The organism is Levilactobacillus mulengensis, from assembly GCF_003946045.1.
GTDB classification, from domain to species: domain Bacteria; phylum Bacillota; class Bacilli; order Lactobacillales; family Lactobacillaceae; genus Levilactobacillus; species Levilactobacillus mulengensis.
In genome coordinates this window covers 23591-42500 of sequence record NZ_RHNW01000011.1, presented here as the reverse complement: position 1 = coordinate 42500, position 18910 = coordinate 23591, and the positions used below count along the sequence as shown (strand labels likewise).

17 protein-coding genes and 1 tRNA gene are annotated in these 18910 nt (G+C 52.2%); 4 read left to right on the top strand and 14 right to left on the bottom strand.

The annotated features are described in order from the left end of the window. Nucleotides 1-163 precede the first annotated feature (163 nt). The 4 genes from EKM84_RS10175 to EKM84_RS10160 form a co-directional block, all read right to left on the bottom strand. The gene (locus EKM84_RS10175; protein ID WP_125765657.1) at nt 164-1396 is read right to left on the bottom strand and encodes a serine hydrolase domain-containing protein; all 1233 of its coding nucleotides are present in this window, start codon (nt 1394-1396) and stop codon (nt 164-166) included. A gap of 148 nt (nt 1397-1544) precedes the next feature. After that, a complete protein-coding gene (locus tag EKM84_RS10170; protein WP_125765656.1) occupies nt 1545-2216 on the bottom strand; it encodes a 2,3-bisphosphoglycerate-dependent phosphoglycerate mutase in 672 nt (223 codons plus the stop codon). Nucleotides 2217-2417: 201 nt separating this feature from the next. Further along, entirely contained in the window at nt 2418-3449 is a 1032-nt protein-coding gene (locus tag EKM84_RS10165; protein WP_125765655.1) for a DMT family transporter, read from the bottom strand. Between the two features lie 41 nt (nt 3450-3490). Beyond that, the gene (locus EKM84_RS10160; RefSeq protein WP_125765654.1) at nt 3491-4438 is read right to left on the bottom strand and encodes an AEC family transporter; all 948 of its coding nucleotides are present in this window, start codon (nt 4436-4438) and stop codon (nt 3491-3493) included. A 364-nt stretch (nt 4439-4802) separates the two neighbouring features. On the opposite strand from EKM84_RS10160, the gene EKM84_RS10155 reads away from it, so the two are divergent. The 3 genes from EKM84_RS10155 (at nt 4803) to EKM84_RS10145 (ending at nt 8385) form a co-directional block, all read left to right on the top strand. Next, nucleotides 4803-5924: an LCP family protein gene (locus EKM84_RS10155; protein ID WP_125765653.1), complete on the top strand. Its 1122-nt coding sequence runs from the start codon at nt 4803-4805 to the stop codon at nt 5922-5924. Nucleotides 5925-6452: 528 nt separating this feature from the next. Continuing rightward, nucleotides 6453-7100 (top strand): EAL domain-containing protein, encoded by a 648-nt coding sequence (locus tag EKM84_RS10150; RefSeq protein WP_125765652.1) that lies wholly within the window; start codon nt 6453-6455, stop codon nt 7098-7100. 154 nt (nt 7101-7254) lie between these two features. Then, on the top strand, nt 7255-8385 hold the full coding sequence (locus tag EKM84_RS10145) for a GGDEF domain-containing protein (RefSeq protein ID WP_125765651.1): 1131 nt from the start codon (nt 7255-7257) through the stop codon (nt 8383-8385). Between the two features lie 402 nt (nt 8386-8787). Here the strand turns inward: EKM84_RS10145 and EKM84_RS10140 are convergent, their stop codons facing one another. From EKM84_RS10140 to EKM84_RS10115, 6 genes are all read right to left on the bottom strand, one after another. Further along, the gene (locus tag EKM84_RS10140) at nt 8788-9615 is read right to left on the bottom strand and encodes a PTS system mannose/fructose/sorbose family transporter subunit IID (protein WP_125765650.1); all 828 of its coding nucleotides are present in this window, start codon (nt 9613-9615) and stop codon (nt 8788-8790) included. Between the two features lie 13 nt (nt 9616-9628). Continuing rightward, nucleotides 9629-10423, bottom strand: a complete 795-nt coding sequence (locus tag EKM84_RS10135; protein WP_125765649.1) for a mannose/fructose/sorbose family PTS transporter subunit IIC — start codon at nt 10421-10423, stop codon at nt 9629-9631. 79 nt (nt 10424-10502) lie between these two features. After that, complete coding sequence (locus EKM84_RS10130; protein ID WP_125765648.1) at nt 10503-11006, bottom strand: PTS system mannose/fructose/N-acetylgalactosamine-transporter subunit IIB; 504 nt, start codon at nt 11004-11006, stop codon at nt 10503-10505. Continuing rightward, nucleotides 11003-11422, bottom strand: a complete 420-nt coding sequence (locus tag EKM84_RS10125) for a PTS sugar transporter subunit IIA (RefSeq protein WP_125765647.1) — start codon at nt 11420-11422, stop codon at nt 11003-11005. The genes EKM84_RS10130 and EKM84_RS10125 overlap by 4 nt, the downstream gene beginning before the upstream one ends. Before the next feature lie 104 nt (nt 11423-11526). Beyond that, entirely contained in the window at nt 11527-12138 is a 612-nt protein-coding gene (locus tag EKM84_RS10120; protein WP_125765646.1) for an HAD family hydrolase, read from the bottom strand. A gap of 81 nt (nt 12139-12219) precedes the next feature. Further along, nucleotides 12220-13677, bottom strand: coding sequence for an MATE family efflux transporter (locus EKM84_RS10115; RefSeq protein WP_125765645.1), 1458 nt, complete (start codon nt 13675-13677; stop codon nt 12220-12222). Between the two features lie 414 nt (nt 13678-14091). Between EKM84_RS10115 and EKM84_RS10110 the strand changes: the two genes are divergently transcribed. Continuing rightward, nucleotides 14092-14508: a hypothetical protein gene (locus tag EKM84_RS10110; RefSeq protein ID WP_125765644.1), complete on the top strand. Its 417-nt coding sequence runs from the start codon at nt 14092-14094 to the stop codon at nt 14506-14508. Nucleotides 14509-14687: 179 nt separating this feature from the next. Here EKM84_RS10110 and EKM84_RS10105 read toward each other — a convergent pair. The 4 genes from EKM84_RS10105 to EKM84_RS10090 all read right to left on the bottom strand — a co-directional run bounded on the left by EKM84_RS10105 (nt 14688) and on the right by EKM84_RS10090 (nt 18417). Further along, nucleotides 14688-14772, bottom strand: a tRNA-Leu gene (locus EKM84_RS10105). 79 nt (nt 14773-14851) lie between these two features. Next, entirely contained in the window at nt 14852-15733 is an 882-nt protein-coding gene (gene thrB / locus EKM84_RS10100) for a homoserine kinase (protein ID WP_125765643.1), read from the bottom strand. Between the two features lie 19 nt (nt 15734-15752). Beyond that, nucleotides 15753-16232: a SprT family protein gene (locus EKM84_RS10095; RefSeq protein ID WP_125765642.1), complete on the bottom strand. Its 480-nt coding sequence runs from the start codon at nt 16230-16232 to the stop codon at nt 15753-15755. Further along, complete coding sequence (locus tag EKM84_RS10090) at nt 16225-18417, bottom strand: Tex family protein (RefSeq protein WP_125765641.1); 2193 nt, start codon at nt 18415-18417, stop codon at nt 16225-16227. The genes EKM84_RS10095 and EKM84_RS10090 overlap by 8 nt, the downstream gene beginning before the upstream one ends. Nucleotides 18418-18910 lie beyond the last annotated feature (493 nt).

Below are 18910 nucleotides of genomic sequence, written 5' to 3'. Positions count from 1 at the left end.
TAGTTTACCGCACATTGCCACATTTTATCTATTTAATAATGAGTTGACTAATCATCCCCACTACCCAATTTGTTCATCAACAACACTACTTCCTGATAAAATTTGCCACTAAAAAACTGCCTAACCGTCTCCCCAATGGACAGACGGCTAAGCAGTCGCTGATTTACTTTAATTTTTTCGCTGCATTGATCTGTTGGAACGTCTGTAAGGCCAGGTCTTCCGTTGACCAGTCCGGATACATCGTTTTCTTCTCGAAGTTGTTCGACAGGAAGACGACCCCGTTCTTGCCGTTCTTACTGATGGCAAAGGTGCTCTCGTAGTAATCGCCCATGCCGTGACCGTAATACCCGTTGCCCTGGTCGAGGTGGTAGACCCCACCCGCGTAATGAATCGTGGCATCCGCCTCATGCAGCACCTGGGCGCCCGCTGGCGTGCTTAGCAGACTACCCTGCACAATTGCCCGCTCCGCCCTGAACACGTCACCCGTGCTCATTGTGGCGTTTCCTGTGGCCACCTGAACGGCCATGCTGGCGGCCGATGGTTTGTGCGGGTCGCTGTAATCCCGCGGTGTGGCGCCGGCATAGCCCGTCGTCATCCCCTTGGTCTTGGACCGCAGCTGCGCAAAGCCGGTGTGGTTCAGGTTCAGCGGCGTGACCATTTGTTGGTAAAATAAATCGTAATAAGAATCATGCGTTACCTGATGTAAAATGCCCGCCAGCAACGTGAAACAGATCTGCTGGTAGTCGAATTGGCCGATCTTGCTAGGGTTGATTCGGACGTTTTGACTGACATACTGGTAAACCTCATTTTCCGTCAGCGTCCGGCCCGGTTTGAGCTCACCGGTAATCCCGGCCTCCATGTTGAGCATCTGGCGAATCGTCACGCGGTTACTGCCCTTGATGCCCGGATAATACTGGTTCAACCGGTCCGTCAGCTGAAGTTGCCCCGCCTGAGCCGCCTTGATGACCAAGAGGCCGGTCATGGATTTCTGCACCGAGTTGATCAGATACTGCGACGTAACTTTGTTCTTCTTGTGCTTCTTGGCGTTCGCAAACCCGAAGGCCCGCTGATAAACGACCCGGTCATTCTTCACGACCAGCGCCGTGCCCACAAACTTCTTGTTCTTCAGCTCCTTGGTCAAGTGGGAGCTAAATTTTGGATGCGCCTGTCCTTTGTTCGTGCGGTCAAAGGCCGTCTTGCTTAAATTCCGGTGACGCTTGCTGGCCGCGGCGCCCGCCGCCAACGTCGCCTTGGTCTGCTGGGCGTGCTGCCGATTACTCATCGCCACTTCTCGCTTATCCTGCTGGTCAATGGCGTGCATACCAAAAACCACGCCGCCAATCCCCAAGATGACGACGAACAATACCGCCCAATGGCGTAAGTTTCGTTTATTCAATTTTCTCTCCCCCAATTAGATTCCCCTACTGCTTTTTTACCGCCTAAACGGTCGGACCTAACTGTCTTACCTTGATTATACGAAAAAGTCGGCTAAAGACAATGAATGTCTTCGCCAACAGCGGGAACTTATTATTTACTTTAAAAACTTACAGGGTTTGCTTGGCTAACACGTTTAGCCGGTTATCAAAGTCGTAGCGAATGGGTTCACCGTTTGCAACTTCAACCTTGCTAATATCCGCATCGGCCACGTGGTCCAAGTACTTAATCAATGCGCGTAACGTACTGCCATGGGCCACGACTAACTGGTTGTGCCCATCCAACAACCGCGGCGCAATCTGATCCGTCCAATACGGCAATAACCGATGATAGGCCATCTCCAGGCTCTCACCCCGGGGCTCCACGTGCGGCCCGAATTGATCGTAACGCCGGTCCTGACTTACGTGATCCAGTAAGGGTGGCACCGTCTCAAAGCTTCGCCGCCAAATCTTGATCTGGGCCTCGCCGACCCGCGCCTTGACCGCGGCCTTGTTCTTCCCACGTAACGCGCCGTAATGGCGTTCGTTTAGCCGCCATGACTTATATTCGGGGATGTACAGTTGGTCGATAGCCTCCAGCACGATGTTAGACGTCACAATGGCGCGCTGCAGCATGGAGGTGTGTAACGCCCCGAACTGTAAGCCCGTGGCCGCCACCAATTTGCCAGCTGCAGCCGCCTGTTCACGCCCCTTGGCCGTCAGCGGCACGTCACTCCACCCCGTGAAAATGTTGTCTCGGTTCGCGACACTTTCCCCGTGCCGTAAAATGACCAGCGTTGCCATTGATCATGCTCCCTTTCTCTCTTTGCAATTCTCACTGATAATCATAACATAGGTTTGGCGTGGCTTCGCGCAATTTGTGCTCATTTTCACGTATTTTTCTTCCCCACCTGACTTTTTGGAAACACCCGCCTAAGCCGCAAAAAAAGACGTCCTCCCAAGAACTCAGAAGAACGCCCAATTTCAATTTAAGTGTTTAAACGCTTAGTCGGCTGATGATTCGGAGTGCGCGGCTAATTTGGCAGCCACAGAATCGTCGGCTTCCTGGAAGTCGCTGGCGTCTTCTTCTGCCAAAGCAGATTCGCGCGCCTTGACCCGGTTCCCCATGAAGGTGATGACCGATCCAATCAGGATAATGACGATGCCGACAATCGTGTTGGTCAAAATCTTTTCGTGAATCAGGACTGCGGCCATGATGGGTGCCAACCCTGGCTTGATGAAGAAGACCAGGGACGCCGTGGAAACGTCGGAACGTTCCATGGCTAAGAAGTAAAAGGCAAACCCACCACCGGTGACACAGACCCCAATGAAGAATAAGATCCAGAAGTATTGTAAGCTAATATTTTGCAAGATCGGCATCGCGGCAAATTGGCGAGACCAGCTTGCTTGCCGTAAGCCACCCGCAACGGCGGGGATGTGGGTGATCAGCATGATCACGAACAGTTCCAATGACCCGGCCAAGAACGTAAAGCAAGTCATGACGATGCCGTTGAAGTGGTGCCGCACGGACCCCCACCGGGACACGATACTGTACAACCCAAAGGTCAAGGCGGAGCCAATGGCCAACATCAACCCGACTGGATTGGTCAAATGGGCGGGGTTCACAATGACGACCAGCCCAATGATCGACACGATCACGGCAATCAAGTTCGCTCGGCCTAACCGTTCGTGCAAGATCAGGTAAGAGAAGATCAAGGCGAAGACGGGGTTACAGCTGAACAGAACGGCCACGGTTGAGGCTTCGTCCACGCTGATGGCCAATTGGTACAGCGTCATACTGATGATGACACAGACCAGCCCGGTCAAGAAGAACAGGGCCCAGTCACTGCGGTTTAACCGGTGACTTTGTTTATGTAAGGCTCGTAAAGCAATGGGTAATAGGATCAAGCCCCCGATGAAAAAGCGAATCAGGTTCAGCTGAATTGGATTGAACGCATTTCCAGCGGACTTCAAGGCAATTTCCATGGAACTAAACATTAACGTTGAAAACGCGATATACAATAGTGTTTTTCTCAAAACGAAAAAATGTTCCTCCTTATTAAGTCAAACGGCATCAATCAGGCAACGTGTTGCACGATGACCATCAGAATCGGAATGACCACTAAACTTAGGAGGGTAGTTTCGGTTACCATGATGGCCGCGTAATCGGCATCGGCGCGGTAGAGTTTGGCCACTACCGGCGCGTTGGTCATTACGGGCATCGCTGCTTGTAAAATAAAGACTTGCTTCATTAGAATTGGCATGCTAGTTGGTAAGACAAGCAAGCCCATCAAGACCGGTGCGACGATGAAGCGTCCCAGGAGAATCCCCAGGCTGTCGCGGTCGACGTGGACATTTTGTAAGCCCGCCCCCGCAATTGCCGTCCCGATGAAAATCATCGACAACGGAATCGTTAGGCCACCAACATATTGGAAGTCTTGCATGATCCAGCCAGGCAATTGAATGTCGAGCAACACCAGCAGGACCCCCAGAATGAATCCCAGTAACGGCGGTGAAAAAATCTTCTGCAGGGTCTGTTTGAGGTCAAACTTGGCTGCGCCCTGCCCGTCACGTTGAATCAGGTAAACCCCCAGCGTCCAGAAAAAAGTCGTGTTGGCCATGTAATAGACCAGCACAAACGGCAGACTCTTGGGGCCAAACAACGCTTCGTTGACTGGCAACCCCACGAACACGGTGTTAGAATTCAAAAACATGGATTCAAACAGCCCGCGGTGCTTGGGGTTAATGCGAAACGCGTGAAAGGCAATGATGGAGAGCCCAAACATGATCAGCATTGAGACGATTGGGAATCGCAGATCCGGCAACGTCTTCTTCAGCGTCTCCGCCGAGAATTTCGCCGTGATCGTACTGATCATGTAAGCGGGCAACGCAATCTGCGTGACCAGCCGGGCAATCAACTTGGGTGCTTGGTCATCAAACCAACCACGCCGGGAAAGCACGTAGCCCAGGCCAATCATGACCAGGATGATCAACACACCCGAAACGCTTCGAATAAAGACGGCCATCGGCGTCCCTCCCCACTTAAACATTACCAAAAATTAGAGTTTCTTAAGCAACGCTTCTTATTATAGCACGCCTCCACCGTCGGCCCGCTTCGCAACCGGTTACAAATAGCGCTATAATACACTTTAGGTCACCTTGACAACTCAGTAGATTTGCCATTAGCCGGTCTAGACGGCTCCCCAAACTAGCCGATTTAGCCGGAGGAAACATTTACGAATGACGATTTTTATGGTCTAATGAATTAATTGAGTCTACAGATGGGATTCCAGGGGAATTGATAAATCTGTATCACCGGTGCCGCCACGCGACATGTGCGCCTGGCCCGGTGCGTCAGCCAAAGTTTTTAATGAGGATGAGGAAATAATTATGCCAAACGATAACACACCTAAACGGCAGCACAAACCCGAGGATTTCGAACAGGTCTACGACAGCCGTGCCGACCGTAACTCACACTTTAAAACACCCAAGGTTCACCCACACCGCCCCATCATGTGGACGGTTGTCTTGTTCGTCCTGATCATGCTAGGTGGCGGCCTCGCGTATGGCTACCAGGCCTGGATGTCCGCAAAGAAGACGTTTAGCCAGACCTACGAGGCCTCGAACGCTGCCAAGAGCCGGAACGTTTCCGCCGTATTGAAGTCCAACAAGCCCTTCTCGATTCTCCTAATGGGGACCGACACCGGGGCGCTGGGCCGTTCAGACGTCGGGCGGACCGATACCATGATGGTCGCCACCATTAACCCGACCAAGGAAACCGCCTACCTGACCAGTATTCCCCGGGATACCCGGGTAACGGTCGGTTCCGGGGCCAACGCCTCGATTCAAAAGATCAACGCGGCCTACACAATTGGTGGGCCAAAGACGGCCGTGAAGACCGTGGAAGACCTGCTGGACATTCCAATTGACTTCTACGCCATCGTCAACATGGGGGGCCTGGAAAAGATGGTCAATGCCGTCGGGGGTGTCGACGTGAAACCCACGCTGACCTTCCAGTACGGCGCTGCCAATGTGGTCAAGGGTAAGAAGAGCCATTTGAATGGGAAACAAGCCCTCGACTACTCCCGGATGCGTCATGACGATCCACTAGGTGACTACGGACGACAGAAACGGCAACGGGAGGTCTTACAGAAACTGGTCGTGAAGGCGGCTGGCCTGTCCTCCATCACCCGTTACCAAACCATTTTGAAATCATTGAATGGGAACCTTAAGACCGACCTGACCTTCGATGACCTGATGCAGATTCGGGCCAAGTACGGGGATGCCTCCCACCACATCAAGTCTGAGACCTTACAGGGGCAAGACGCGATGATCGATGGGCTCTCCTATCAAGTCCCAACCACGACCGAGTTGAAACGCGTCTCGAACCACATTCGCAAGACGCTGGGCCTGGCCAACACCAAGCAATTCACGACTGACGCCGATACCAGCACGACCGGTGACTCCTCCTACGACAATAGCGGGACTAACGGCGGCGGATACGGCTACTAAATTAACAAGACTTCACGTGGCGTTCGGGAAATTTCCGGATGCCTTTTTTGGTGACACCAGTCGGCTAATTCTTAAGATTGCGGCCCCGGGGATTTTTTGCTTGCATTTTTTGGAAGCACCCGGTAAAATTGGCAAATCGCTTGCACGTGGCTTTGACTTGACGGCGCAATTTTTAGGATATCCCTAACAAAATTTAGTTCGCTGATTGCCAAAAGTTTTAACGTTTTACTTATTAAAAATGACAGTTGTGGGTTATCATTCGTTAACTAATACACACTTCTCCTATTCCGGCTAAAATCACGCAACTGACTACTCCCAGTAGGGAAAGCAACTTAGCCAGTATTGTCAGCAGTCGCCCTAATCACGACCCCATCCGTTAGTGTGATTAGCCAATGATTTGAGTCGCAAGCAAGTCATAGCCTCCCGCAGTTACCACAATAAACGATATATGTCGTTGTGCTTTTAAAAGTTTGCGGTAGAATAGACTTAAAGTTACGGGTAAGAAGATTCTAAAGGAGTGGATCGGTTATGTATCGTTTCTTTGTACAACCACAAATCAATCAAGATGACCACCGAGTCTTCGGCTATGAAGTCTTGTTACGTAAGCAGGAAGAGGACGCTTGGGTCTTGCCGCATCATTTTACGGACATCTCTGTCGCCGATCAGGCTAAGCTCCTTGAGGACACGGCTTCTTCATTACATACAGCCGTTAACAATCAGGTACTCGCTTTTAATCTCAATAATCAACAGCTTCGCAACCCCCTCACGTTGGGGACGGTAATTGCTTTAAAGAAACGCATTGCCCCAGCCGCATTGACCATTGAGCTGACAGAAGCCCCCACCCTCGAGGAAATGAAGCAATTCAGTCTGGCCGTTCACCAATATGGCATTGGGTTAGTCTTAGACGACGTGGGCACGGGTTCCAACACGTACCAAAACATTCGCGACCTGTTACCCTTCGTGGATGAAATCAAGTTTGCCATGCAAAACCTACGGATGAGTGGGGAAGCCGACTTGATTCCTGCTAGCCTTGCCTTCTGGGCGCAAATTTCTCGGGAATACCGCTTACGGTTGATTCTTGAAGGGGTTGAGGACGCGGACGACCAGGCCTTGGCCAAGCAGTTCGGTATCACCCTACATCAAGGTTACTTATACGGTAAACCTAGTTTAGTTTAAATTTTATAAGGGAGTCTCGGAACCGGTTTCGGTGCTGAGACTCCCTCTTTTTACCCAAAATGGGGCAACTGCATGTGTCACATTTAAGTTTTGAGAGTTAACATGTATGGTAGGTACAAATAAATGCTGAATATAGATTGGATGGTGTTCCTTAATGACTTGGTCTCACTGGTTTGTGACCCCGGCAATTACGAGTCTATTCTTCTTGCTGGGCGTGTTGACGCTGTACTGGTACCTCACCAACCGCATTATTCGGTGGTTCAAAACCCGCGGCAAGCACCCCAATGAAGACAAGGTCCGCACCGACGTCGGTCTGGTCTATATGGTTGTGTTGAACGTTGGCGTGCAGCTCGCCGTCAACCACACGCCTTATAGCTGGGCCTTCACCAATTTTCAAATTTTTGCGATCGTCTTTGTCAGTTACTTTTTAATGTTGGAAATTAAACTCTGGCAGTTGGTTCTGGCCATTCTGTTATTCATGGTCGTCAACCAAACGCTGGGTCTGGGACTCGCCTGGGTCTTCGCGGTGGTCTTCATCGCCTACTTCTACGTGATGAAGTTCGTCCGCAGTCGCCGGCACCACATGTGGCTCGACTACATTGAATACACGATTGCCTCGTTGCTGCTCTCCGCGATTCTCTGGGGCGTGGTCGGCCAACGCTTCGGCCTCTCCTCCTCAATTATGATGTGGGAATTGATTTTTAGCTTCTTCCTGCTCACCATCATGTACATCTACGTGGATTCGTTGATGAGTGGCGCGGCTACCCTGGCGCAGTTGACCTATACCACGAACTACGATGACCTCACCCATGTGAAGAACTACTTTGCCTTTAAAAATGACTTCGGCGCGGCCTTTGATAACAGTAAGGTCACCCACAAGCCACTGACACTGATGCTGTTCGACATCGACCACTTCAAGCATGTCAACGATACCTACGGCCATTTGGCGGGCGACTACGTGCTGGGCCACACCGCCACCCTGATCAGTGATCAGCTTCGGCGCATCGACCCCAATCTGGTTCTCTACCGAACTGGTGGCGAGGAATTTACGATTCTCTTTAAGAATTACACGACGGATCAGGCCCGTGAACACGTCGACGACATCGCCGAGAGTGTCCGGTCGGCCATCTTCTCGCACGGCGGCCAGCAAATTAGCGTCAGTATCTCAGTTGGTCTGACCCAGCTCCAAACGGCCGACGAGGAACAGTTGGACGTTTACCGGCGAGCCGATCAGAGCCTGTACTACTCTAAACGTAACGGCCGGGATCAAGTAACCGTGGGATAAGAGTGGGACAAAAGGCGATTAGTCGGCGAGCATTAAGGCTGACAACCAGGCAACCCTGGTCTTGGATTGGTTGGTTATCAGTTTTAAGCGGAACCGACTGCCTTTTGGCGCACGTTTCCGCTATGTAGATTAGAACACAAAACGCGTCTGGAATTTTCTCCCAGGCGCGTTTTTGTATACAATTTAATCGTTACTTTTTATGAAAAAGGTTATAAGGTAAATGGCGTGAACCATCGTTCTGGTCATGCTATAGTAAGGCTACCAAATCAGAAGATAGGCGGTGTTCCTATGTTCCCTGTGCTTACGCTTCGTTGTCTGCCATTACCACGCTTGTTGGCCCAGTCCCGGCTTCTCAACGTCTCACCACAGCAATTGCGCATACCACCCAAACACCCGCCGCGATTACCGGAAGATGCCCAACCAGTAACCACCCAGGCCAATGACGAAGACGCCGACTAGTAGCCACAAGGGCTTCACGTGGCGGCGCAATAACCAGACACAGCCCAACGTTAACAGCAAAGGTACCAACCCCGGCAACAACCGGTCCAACATGCCTTGCAACGACAGACTCCCCTGGGCACTCGTCGCGATGATGGGTGCCAGCTTGACTCGCGTCCACCGCGGCACGATAGCGCCCATGACAAACATCCCAACGATGGATGCCCCCAACGTAAGTTTCTGAAGCATGCCGCTGCTCAGAGCCGTCACGACCTTGAGTCCCTGGTGGTAGCCCCACCGCTGCGCAATCCAGCGAAAGGCCAACCGCACCACATTCCAACCGATAAAGAAGACTAAGGGCCCAACGATACCAAAGCCACTTAGCGCTAAGCTGGCCGCAAAGGCACTCAGAATCGGTCGCCAGGTCCCCCACCAAACGGGATCGGCCACCCCGGCCAAGGACCCCATCATGCCAACCTTCACGGCACTGATGTCCTCAGCCGAGACCGGCTTGCCATTCGCGTGGTCCTCTTCGAGCGACAGCGTCACCCCGGTAATCAATGACTGCATGTAGGGCATGGTATTAAATAGTGCCAAATGCCGTTCTGCTGCGGCACCGGCCTCTTGTTTATCCGGATAAAGCCGCCGAATCGCCGGAATCATTAAATAACAAAAACCTAAATTTTGTAACCGCGGATAATTCCACGCTGCTTGTTCCCAACCGGATCGCCCGAAAATCAGGAACTGATCCCCCAGCGTGAGTTGGCGCGGTTTTGTTTGTTCAGTTGCCACTAGTCACGCCTCCTTAAAGATCATCCAGTTCGCGGTCCAATTCGTCTTCATCGGTCTGGGTACCGCCGCCCCCACCATTATCGTGGTGACCGCCGTCCTGTAGACGCAGGTAGAGAATAGCCAGTCCCACGCCAATTAAACCTAGCGCTACCAGACTGAGATGACCGTCCGTCGCGAGGGCAAACCCAATGAAGAAGAACGGCCAGAGCTGCCGGGTCGCCATCATGTTGATAACAATGGCAAAGCTGACCACGACCAGCAGACCCGCGGACACCCGCAGACCACCCTGAATGACTTGGGGCAACAGGTGATAACTCGCATGAATCCAGGTACTAGGAATCCACATCAAGAGTGCCGTGGGAATCAGGACCCGAAGTCCCTGTAAGACCACGCTGAGGCGCAGAATCCAGTCAATTCGGTGCAGATTGCCACTGGCAGCGGCCACGTCGGCCTGTTGCACCAACGGAATAATCAGTTTACGCAAGCCCTGAGTCAAGCCCTGACCAATCAAGGCCAAGGGGATGGCTAAAATGACCCCTGCTGCCACGGGCAGGTGTGCCGGGCCACTGACCCACCATGCGGCCACAACGGCGGCTAGCGCCGGATCAGGGGCAACAGCGGCCCCAATGTTCATCCAGCCCAGAGTCACCAACTGCAGTGAAGCCCCGAGGGCAATCCCACTCACGAGATTCCCGGTTGCCAAACCGACTAGCGTACAGGCAACGATGGGTTGATGAAATTCCCACTCATCAATCACACCTTCAATCCCCGCTAAGAAGGCAATAATCAAAACTCCCCAAATGCTCATGACCCGTTGACTCCCTTCTACTTTCTAATATGTACCGCAAAAACACCCCGCTCAGGTGGGGTGACCACCGAGTGAGGTGTTACGACAAACCCTTTTTAGCTGCTAACTTTAAGAAATCCTGTTTACGATCCGTGGGAACCGTCTGCGCATAAACATCGACACCGGCCGCAACCAACTTCTTGGCAGCAGCGACGTCCGCTTCATCGGCGGACAGACTAGCCGTCAACAGGGTCTTCCCCGCCGTATAGGCCAGGTTCCCCACGTTCACGCCAGTCGCGGTCAGGTCGACACCTTGATCGACCAAACTAGCCATTTCCGGCAGCGTTTCCATTAAGACAATCGGCTGAAACCCATCAAAACGGGCATCCCGATAAATCTGCGCCATTTTCGCTAACGTAATGACGTTGGCCTTAGCTTCAGCTGGTGCCGCTTGGACGATCAGCGTCTTGCGCAGTTGGTCCTGTGCCACGTCATCGGAGACGACCAAAATCCGGTTAGGCCGTACCGTCTTGGTCCACACCGTCGCAACTTGACCGTGCAGTAAGCGGTTATCGACCCGCGCTAATTTAATTGTCATCGTCATAGTAACTCGTCATCTCCCGTGTTCGCTTGTAAATCTAAATGGCGAATTCCCCCCTGAGCTGCGCGCTCCAAGTGGGGAATCACCTCAGCCAAGGTCTGGTTCTGAATCGACAGTGCTTCAATCAACATTGGCAGATTCAAGCCAGCCACGAGACCATACCGGTCCGGATGCTGGGCAACGACCCGACTAGCCGCGTTAAAGGGCGAACCGCCCCATAAGTCGACTAAAAACAACAATTCGTCTACCGGGGCCATTTCCTGAATCGCCGCCTGGTAGTGATTTGCCAAGTCCTCGACACTTTCGTCGGCCGCCAGTGTGACGGCAATAATTTTTTGAGCTTTACCGAAGATCATTTCGGCACTTTGTAAAATTCCACGGGCAAATTCACCGTGGCTCGTGACGATTATGGCGAGCATTCTGCCACCCCTTCATCAATTCCGCTATTCAGCGGTTTTCCGTAAATTGCGTCCGAATTAAATATAGCATAAAAAAGCGGTTCCAGCTACTCCCTCAGCTAAATTTACAGGTGGTCCAACATGGCCGCTGGCGTGATAAAACTAACGTCCGGCGTAAAATCAGTTGGTGTTCGCCCATTCCACGCAGCAAAACCAAAGGTCACGTGGGCCGCCGCCGAAGCCTCGGCGTCGTACACCGTGTCCCCCACGTAAACGGTCTCCGCTGGCTTGGCACCGAGCCGGTCCATCGCCAATAGGATACCATCCGGCTCCGGCTTGCCGTGGGCAATGTCTTCGGCAACGATGGCCTGGCTAAAGTAGCTGTCTAGCCCCATGCTGACCACATCCCGGTCATATTCAAACCGTTGTTTGGAGGTCATGATGGCGAGACCCGCACCGGCCGCCTTCAACTGGGCAAGAGCCGATTTGACCCCCGCGTAGATGGCCACCGTATCCCGGTAATCCTGCGTCCGGGGGCCCCACTCTGCCAAGATGTCATCGACATCCGGTAACTGCAAGCGAATCAATGCGTCCCGGCTGGGAATCCCAAACGTCTTCGCCAGCGTCGCATATTCCCGTTCAATTCCCCGGTCATGAAGAACGGCCTGAAGCGACTTCATGTACATGGCCTCGGTATCCAGTAAGGTCCCGTCAATATCAAAAATAAAATTTTTCATTTCGCAAGGTCTCCTTGTGCGTTTTTTACATTTTTAGGTAAAGAAAAATGGTGCGGTCATCACTGACCACACCATAGTTTATCACGCTTTACGGTAAGACTCTAATTCAGGTGCTGATGAAATTGTTTCACCCACAGGTTCGGTGCGCGCAACTGATGCAGCCAACGCTTCGGCCTCTGGGTCCTTCCCAGCAGCGATGTCTTCTGAACGTTGTAAGTTCCGTAATTGCTTCACGGCCCGAATCCAAGAGGGTACCAGGATGGCACAGGAACCCAACCACGCCAACGGTTCGGCGGAAACGGCCCCGGCATACCCCAACGTCCCCACCAGGAATACCGCCGCAAAGACCCGCATGGTCAGTTCCCCAACACCGGCTAAGGTTGGCAAGACTCGCCGTCCCAGACCTTGGAGTGTGTTCCGGATGATAAAGAGGACACTTAACAAAAGATACGTGCTCCCAATAATGTTGAAGTAGGTTTGCGACAATTGAATGACGTGTTCGTCGGCTGTCCCGATGATCAACGTCACAATTGGCTTACCGAAGAAGATGACCAAGCTCCCCGCCAAGACGGCAAAGGTTCCGGATAACCAGAGGGTCTTCTTGACCCCTTCCATGATACGGCCGTACTTACCGGCACCAAAGTTCTGGGCAGCAAAGGTTGCCATGGTGACCCCGAAGGAAGACATCGGCAGTGAACACAGTTGATCGACCTTAGACGCTGCAGTCGATGCCGCAACGGAGTCGGTCCCCAAAGAGTTCAAGGCTGCCTGCATCACCATCGTGCCAATCGCAATGATGGATAGCTGAAAGCCCATGGGCATCCCCGTGGAGAAGTGTTGCCAGAGTTCATCGAATCCAAATTTAAAATCTTCCTTAGAGATGTGTAGGATGGGAATGGACCGGATGATGTAGCCCACACAGAGGAGCGAAGCCACCACTTGAGAAATGACGGTTGCCCACCCGGCACCGGCGACGCCCATGTGGAAGACCAGGATGAAGAGTAATTCTAAAAGCACGTTGACCACGGTCCCGATGACCAGGAAAATCAGCGGCGTCCGGGAATCCCCGAGCGCCCGAATAATGTTAGAAAGTAAGTTGAACGCCATCGACGCAAAGATCCCGGCAAAGATCGTGCTGATAAAGATCCGGGCGTTGTCAAAGATGGACGCTGGAGTTTGCATCAATTTCAAGATAGGATCAACGAAGGTCAACGACAGAACCGTCAACACAATCGTCATTAAGATTGAAATGATGATGCTCGCGGCAAAGGACCGCCGCACACCCTTGTAATCGCGGGCCCCGAACCGGGTGGCCGTAATAATGGCCAAGCCAGCAGTTAGACCTTGCGCGAAGCCAATAATTAAGAAGTTGATCGAACCGGTCGCACCAACGGCAGCCAGCGCCTTCACACCAAGGGTTTGCCCCACAACTACAGTATCAGAGACGTTATATAATTGCTGAAATAAATTACCAATCAACAATGGAATCGTGAAAAAGAAAATAAGTTTGAGGGAATTGCCCTTGGTTAAGTCGCTCATACGCCGACCTCCTTCTAAAATTATGGTCAATTAAATTGACACAAGACAACCACTATAACGCGTTCACCACCGCTTGTCAGTACATTTACTTAGAAAAATGAAAAGTGGTTGATTTAATTTTCAATCTTACGCTCTTCTTAAGGATTTTTGAAGACCTATTTTCATGAAAACGATTCCTTGGCGAAAATGTTACCTGTTTGTCATTTTTCGGGGTTAATTTAATTGTTTTTGGGGGTCATCGTTAAACCACCATGACTCTCGGATAACACGGTTCTTAAGCCTCGTTTAAAAAGTGGCCCCCCTCAATTTTCCATGAAACACCTCAAAAGCACTAATTCATTGCGTTGAGCCACTATTAACTTATTTTCCACAGTGATATTATTTAGTCGTATCTATAACAGGAGGCGTAACTCAATGAAAAAACATTTACTAGTGGCAGCCCTTGTAGCTGTCTCACTTGGACTCGGTGTCTCTAATACACCAATAAACGCCCAAGCCAAAACTCTCTCTACTCTGCCTAAAGCTCTACGTGGGAATTGGAAGAAACACCTGGGCTGGGGACATTACAAGCAAAGTACCTGGGAAAAAGCCTATACATACGTTGGCCATAAACATAGCTTTTGGGAGGGGATGACCCAATCTGATACATATCCCAGCACCGTTCGCTACGTAATCAGTAAAGGCCACGGTCTCTATAAAGTACATGTAAAAACAACTATGGGTGGTACCTCATACCATGTAATCACTATGAAACGTACTAAACACACTCTTCGAGTCATTCAGAATGTATACGGAATAACTTACACGAGCCATCACAAAGCTATTGAATAATATTTGTATCCTTTACTATTAACTTGAAAAAACAAACTAGAAGACCAATTCGACGGCAAGTACCGAACAATTGGTCTTTTAAAATATGGTCCTACAGTATCTGCAACCTGCACGTTTACCACCACGACAAAACAAAAAAGCACCAACCCAATAGGTCGGTACTTTCTGTAAACCTCTGATGCGGCCAAGAAGATTCGAACTTCCACCCGGATTACCCGGACAAGATCCTTAATCTTGCGCGTCTGCCAATTCCGCCATGGCCGCATTAACTCACAAGAAATAGTATAACAAATGATTCCGCACCTGACAATATTTTTTGCAAGTTAATTCAAAAAAATTTTATTTATGCATCGGTTAAGACGGTCGCACCGTCCTGATCAAGGTCGATAACCCGCAAGCTACCGGCCATATCAAGCTTGGCCAGCTTTGCCCGCAAAATTGTTAACTGTGGCGAGGTTCCGAAGGTCACAACGGTTGGACCAGCCCCACTGAGGTAGGTACCGGTGATATTTAGCTCGTGAGCGGCTGCTCGAATCTGATTAAGCTCCGGTACCAGTTGCGAACGTGCTTGCTCATGGAACTCATCACGTTCAATCATGGTTGAGGCCAAGTCCCAGTCACCCTTGAGCAATGCGGCAACCAAGACGTTGGCCACACTGCTGGCATGAACCGCCGTCTGCAGGGGCAACTTTTCCGGTAAGACCGCGCGACTCTTGCGGGCCAATAGCTTTTGTCCTGGAATGAAGACCAGCACCTGCAAGTCCGGTAGTGGGAGCTTGATGGCGTGGGCCTCATCGCCCTCCGCCGTGGCAACTGTGGCCTGGCCCATCAAGGCGGGCGCCACGTTATCCAGTGTGCCTCCTAATTTGACGGCCCAGTTCAACTGTTGGGGAATCGTTAAATTCATGTCGCCCAACTCATTGGCAATCTTAATCCCAGCGATAATGGCACTGGTCGAGCTCCCCAACCCCCGTGAGACGGGAATGTCCGACATCACCGTTAACTGGTGCGCTGGCAAATCGGGATTGACCTTCAAAGCCGTTTCCACCATCAAGTTGTGCTCATCGCGAGGAATCTCAGTGCCCAACGCGTGGTTGACCCGCCAAGCTTCCGTTTTTTCTTCAATGATAACCGTTAAATATAAATGTAATGCCGCCCCAATCGAATCGATTCCGGGGCCCAGGTTAGCCGCCGTAGCGGGAACCCGAATAATGGTTTTACCCATCAGTAATGACCTCCTTACGTTATTGTGGCCGCTCCTCGGCAATCACAGTCTTTTGCCAACGCAAATGACCGTGACACCGTCCGCAAACCATCTTGGAAACATCAATGCGTCGTGCCCGATAATACTGCTGGTGACACTGAACGCATTCGTACAGCATCCAGCGACGCATCCGGGGTTGACGGTGAGGCGGTGCCGGCGCGAACCGGAGGCCACCCACCTGTTGCAATAACTTTTTAAATGCCACGGTCCGGTGCTGACCGGATTGGCCCGCCAAGTGCAAGTGATAGTGACACAACTCATGCTTGATCACACCGATCAAAACGGCCTCACCATGTTCCGTCAGCATCTTGGGGTTGATTTCAATATCATGATCCGTCAGCCGGTAACGGCCGCCCGTCGTCCGTAGCCGCGCGTTAAACGTGGCGTGATGGCGGAAGGGCTTACCGAAGCTGGCCAATGAAATCTGTTCGACCAACCGTTGTAAGTCGTCGTTAGTCATGATTATCAGCTCGCATCGTCAGTTGAATCCGTTGCCGGTTCTCATCGACACTCAGCACCCAGACCGTGACCACATCCCCAATCGTTACGACCGTGCTGGGGTCACTCACATAATGGTCGGCCAACTGAGAAATGTGGACCAACCCATCCTGCTTGACGCCAATATCCACGAATGCCCCGAAATCGACCACGTTGCGGACGGTGCCTTGCAGCTCCATCCCCGGTTTCAAATCGGCCATGGTCAACACATCTTGGCGCAACAGTGGCGCCGGCATGCTGTCTCGCAGGTCCCGACCCGGTTTTCGCAGACTGGCCACGATATCACTCAGGGTTGCGGAGCCAACGTCTAACTTTTCCGCCCACTGGCTTTGATTGAGCTGAGCCAATTGCTGCTGTAGCTTAGGCTGACCAATGGTCTGATCCGACCCTAATGCCTGTAACAATTGTCGCGCCACCGGATAACTTTCCGGGTGAATATCCGTGTTGTCTAGGGGTTCGCGACCATCAATGATGCGTAGGAAGCCGACCGCTTGTTGGTAGGCCTTGGGCCCCAACCGCGGCACCTTCTTCAACTCCTGCCGCGCCGCAAAGCTCCCGTTATCATTGCGATAGGTCACAATGTTTTGCGCGGTCGTCGCCGTCAGCCCGGAAATATGGGTCAAAAGCTCCGGACTTGCCGTGTTCACGTTGACGCCGACCTGGTTGACGGCCGTTTCAACGACTCGGTCCAGCTGCTCGTCCAAGGCCTTCTCGGGCACGTCGTGTTGGTATTGGCCAACGCCGACCGCCTTGGGGTCAATTTTAATCAATTCGGCCAAGGGGTCCTGTAGGCGCCGGCCAATGCTGACGGCCGACCGCTCCTCGACGTGAAAGTTCGCAAACTCTGCGCGGGCGTTGGCACTAGCCGAGTAGACCGATGCACCGGCCTCGTTGACCAGCACGTAGTAGACCGGATAATCCAGCGTCTTTAAAATGCCGCTCACAAACTCCTCGGACTCCCGGCTAGCGGTCCCATTCCCGATGGCAATCATTTCAACGTGATAGTCCTCGAGCAATTTCTTAAACGCGGGACCCGCGGCTGCCCGTTCCTTGGCCTTCGCTGGCTTGTGCGGATAGATCACTTGCTTAGCGAGAAAACGGCCGTTGGGGTCCATGATGGCCAGTTTACACCCCGTCCGGTACGCGGGGTCAAAGCCCATGACGACCTTCCCCTTCAAGGGGGCCTGCATCAGCAGGTGATACAGGTTGTTGCCAAAGACCTGAATGGCGTGCTCGTCCGCCTGGTCCGTCAACTGCCGGCGGAGCTCCCGTTCAATGGCGGGTCCCAAGAACCGCTTGTAGGCGTCCGCGAAGGCCTCCTTCACCTTGGCCACGGCTGGCCCCTGGTGTTGCCCAACCAGGCGGAAATGCCCATACTGCAAAATGGATGCTGGGTCAACCGAGATGCCAACGGACAAAATTTTCTCCCGTTCGCCCCGGTTGATGGCCAAGACCCGGTATGGCGGCAACTGCTTTAAACTCTGACTAAAGTCATAGTAGGTCGCGTAAACCTGCTGGTCATCATCGTCCGCCGCGCCTCGCTTGAGCTTGCTGGTCAGTTCACCATGTTGCCAGGTGTATTTACGAATCCATTCCCGAAACGCCGCCTGTTCGCTAAACGTTTCCGCCAGGATTTCGTGAACCCCGGCCCAAACGGCGGCGACATCCGGCAATTCCTTGGCAGGCGCCACAAACTGCTGGGCCTTAGCGTTTAAGCCAGACGCCGGAAAGGTCAATAACCATTGCGCTAATGGCGCCAGCCCAGCCTCGCGGGCAACCGTGGCCTTGGTCCGACGCTTCTGCTTGTAGGGCAGGTAAAGGTCCTCCACCTGCTGCAAAACCGTGGCGTGGGCCAAGTTTTGCTTAAGCGCAGGCGTCAATTTACCCTGCTCAGCAATAATCTTTAAAACTTCTTGCCGTCGCTGATTCAACTTCAGCAGGCGGTGCGCTTCATCCTCAATGTCGCGAATGGCCACTTCATCCAGTGAGCCCGTCCGTTCCTTCCGATACCGCGCAATGAAGGGCACCGTATTGCCCTCGTCTAACAGGGTCAACACGGCTTGAATCTGTTGGACCCGGTACTGGCTCAGTTGCTGCTGAACCGGCTTGGCCAGGTCGCTTAGTGCTGTTTCGTGGGTAGTTGCCATGCAACCCCTCCGTTCTAATTTTTTAAATAAGTGTCTTTAAATTATTCTATATTCAGTTTTGTAAGTTCCTAGAGAAATAGTGTTACCAGATAAAACAGCTAACAACACGCCATAGGAATACGACGATGCCACGAGCTAAACCAGTATTAACCGCAGGGAACGTTTAACGAAATAAAAAATCTGAAATTACATCGTCGCATCCGGATAATTTAGCAAGTCTCAGTGACCAGAGGCGGATCAAGGTGCCCCGCTGTGTCGATGGCGTTAGCTGAGGTTCCTCACTCAGCTTAGGCCATGGGGCGACCTGGAAAACTCGCGATTTTTAGCGAGGTTTCCAGGCGAGGCGGAAGACCGCTCCTCAGGCTGGAGCCGCCCCCCCCCCACAGCGGGACACCTTGAATCCGCCGCCGGAAACGGTACAGTCTTGCTACATTATACCATGCTACCCGCTGGGCACGGCGAATTACCGCAAGCAAAAAGGTCACCCCACAAG

Coding starts and splice junctions, on each gene's coding strand:
- EKM84_RS10160 (WP_125765654.1), bottom strand. CDS start 4,438: ATGGCCGTCTTTATTCGAAGCGTTTCGGGTGTGTTGATCATCCTGGTC.
- EKM84_RS10120 (WP_125765646.1), bottom strand. CDS start 12,138: ATGAAAAATTTTATTTTTGATATTGACGGGACCTTACTGGATACCGAG.
- EKM84_RS10135 (WP_125765649.1), bottom strand. CDS start 10,423: ATGAGCATTTGGGGAGTTTTGATTATTGCCTTCTTAGCGGGGATTGAA.
- EKM84_RS10115 (WP_125765645.1), bottom strand. CDS start 13,677: ATGAGCGACTTAACCAAGGGCAATTCCCTCAAACTTATTTTCTTTTTC.
- thrB (WP_125765643.1), bottom strand. CDS start 15,733: ATGGGTAAAACCATTATTCGGGTTCCCGCTACGGCGGCTAACCTGGGC.
- EKM84_RS10090 (WP_125765641.1), bottom strand. CDS start 18,417: ATGGCAACTACCCACGAAACAGCACTAAGCGACCTGGCCAAGCCGGTT.
- EKM84_RS10145 (WP_125765651.1), top strand. CDS start 7,255: ATGACTTGGTCTCACTGGTTTGTGACCCCGGCAATTACGAGTCTATTC.
- EKM84_RS10130 (WP_125765648.1), bottom strand. CDS start 11,006: ATGACGATGACAATTAAATTAGCGCGGGTCGATAACCGCTTACTGCAC.
- EKM84_RS10110 (WP_125765644.1), top strand. CDS start 14,092: ATGAAAAAACATTTACTAGTGGCAGCCCTTGTAGCTGTCTCACTTGGA.
- EKM84_RS10095 (WP_125765642.1), bottom strand. CDS start 16,232: ATGACTAACGACGACTTACAACGGTTGGTCGAACAGATTTCATTGGCC.
- EKM84_RS10125 (WP_125765647.1), bottom strand. CDS start 11,422: ATGCTCGCCATAATCGTCACGAGCCACGGTGAATTTGCCCGTGGAATT.
- EKM84_RS10150 (WP_125765652.1), top strand. CDS start 6,453: ATGTATCGTTTCTTTGTACAACCACAAATCAATCAAGATGACCACCGA.
- EKM84_RS10170 (WP_125765656.1), bottom strand. CDS start 2,216: ATGGCAACGCTGGTCATTTTACGGCACGGGGAAAGTGTCGCGAACCGA.
- EKM84_RS10155 (WP_125765653.1), top strand. CDS start 4,803: ATGCCAAACGATAACACACCTAAACGGCAGCACAAACCCGAGGATTTC.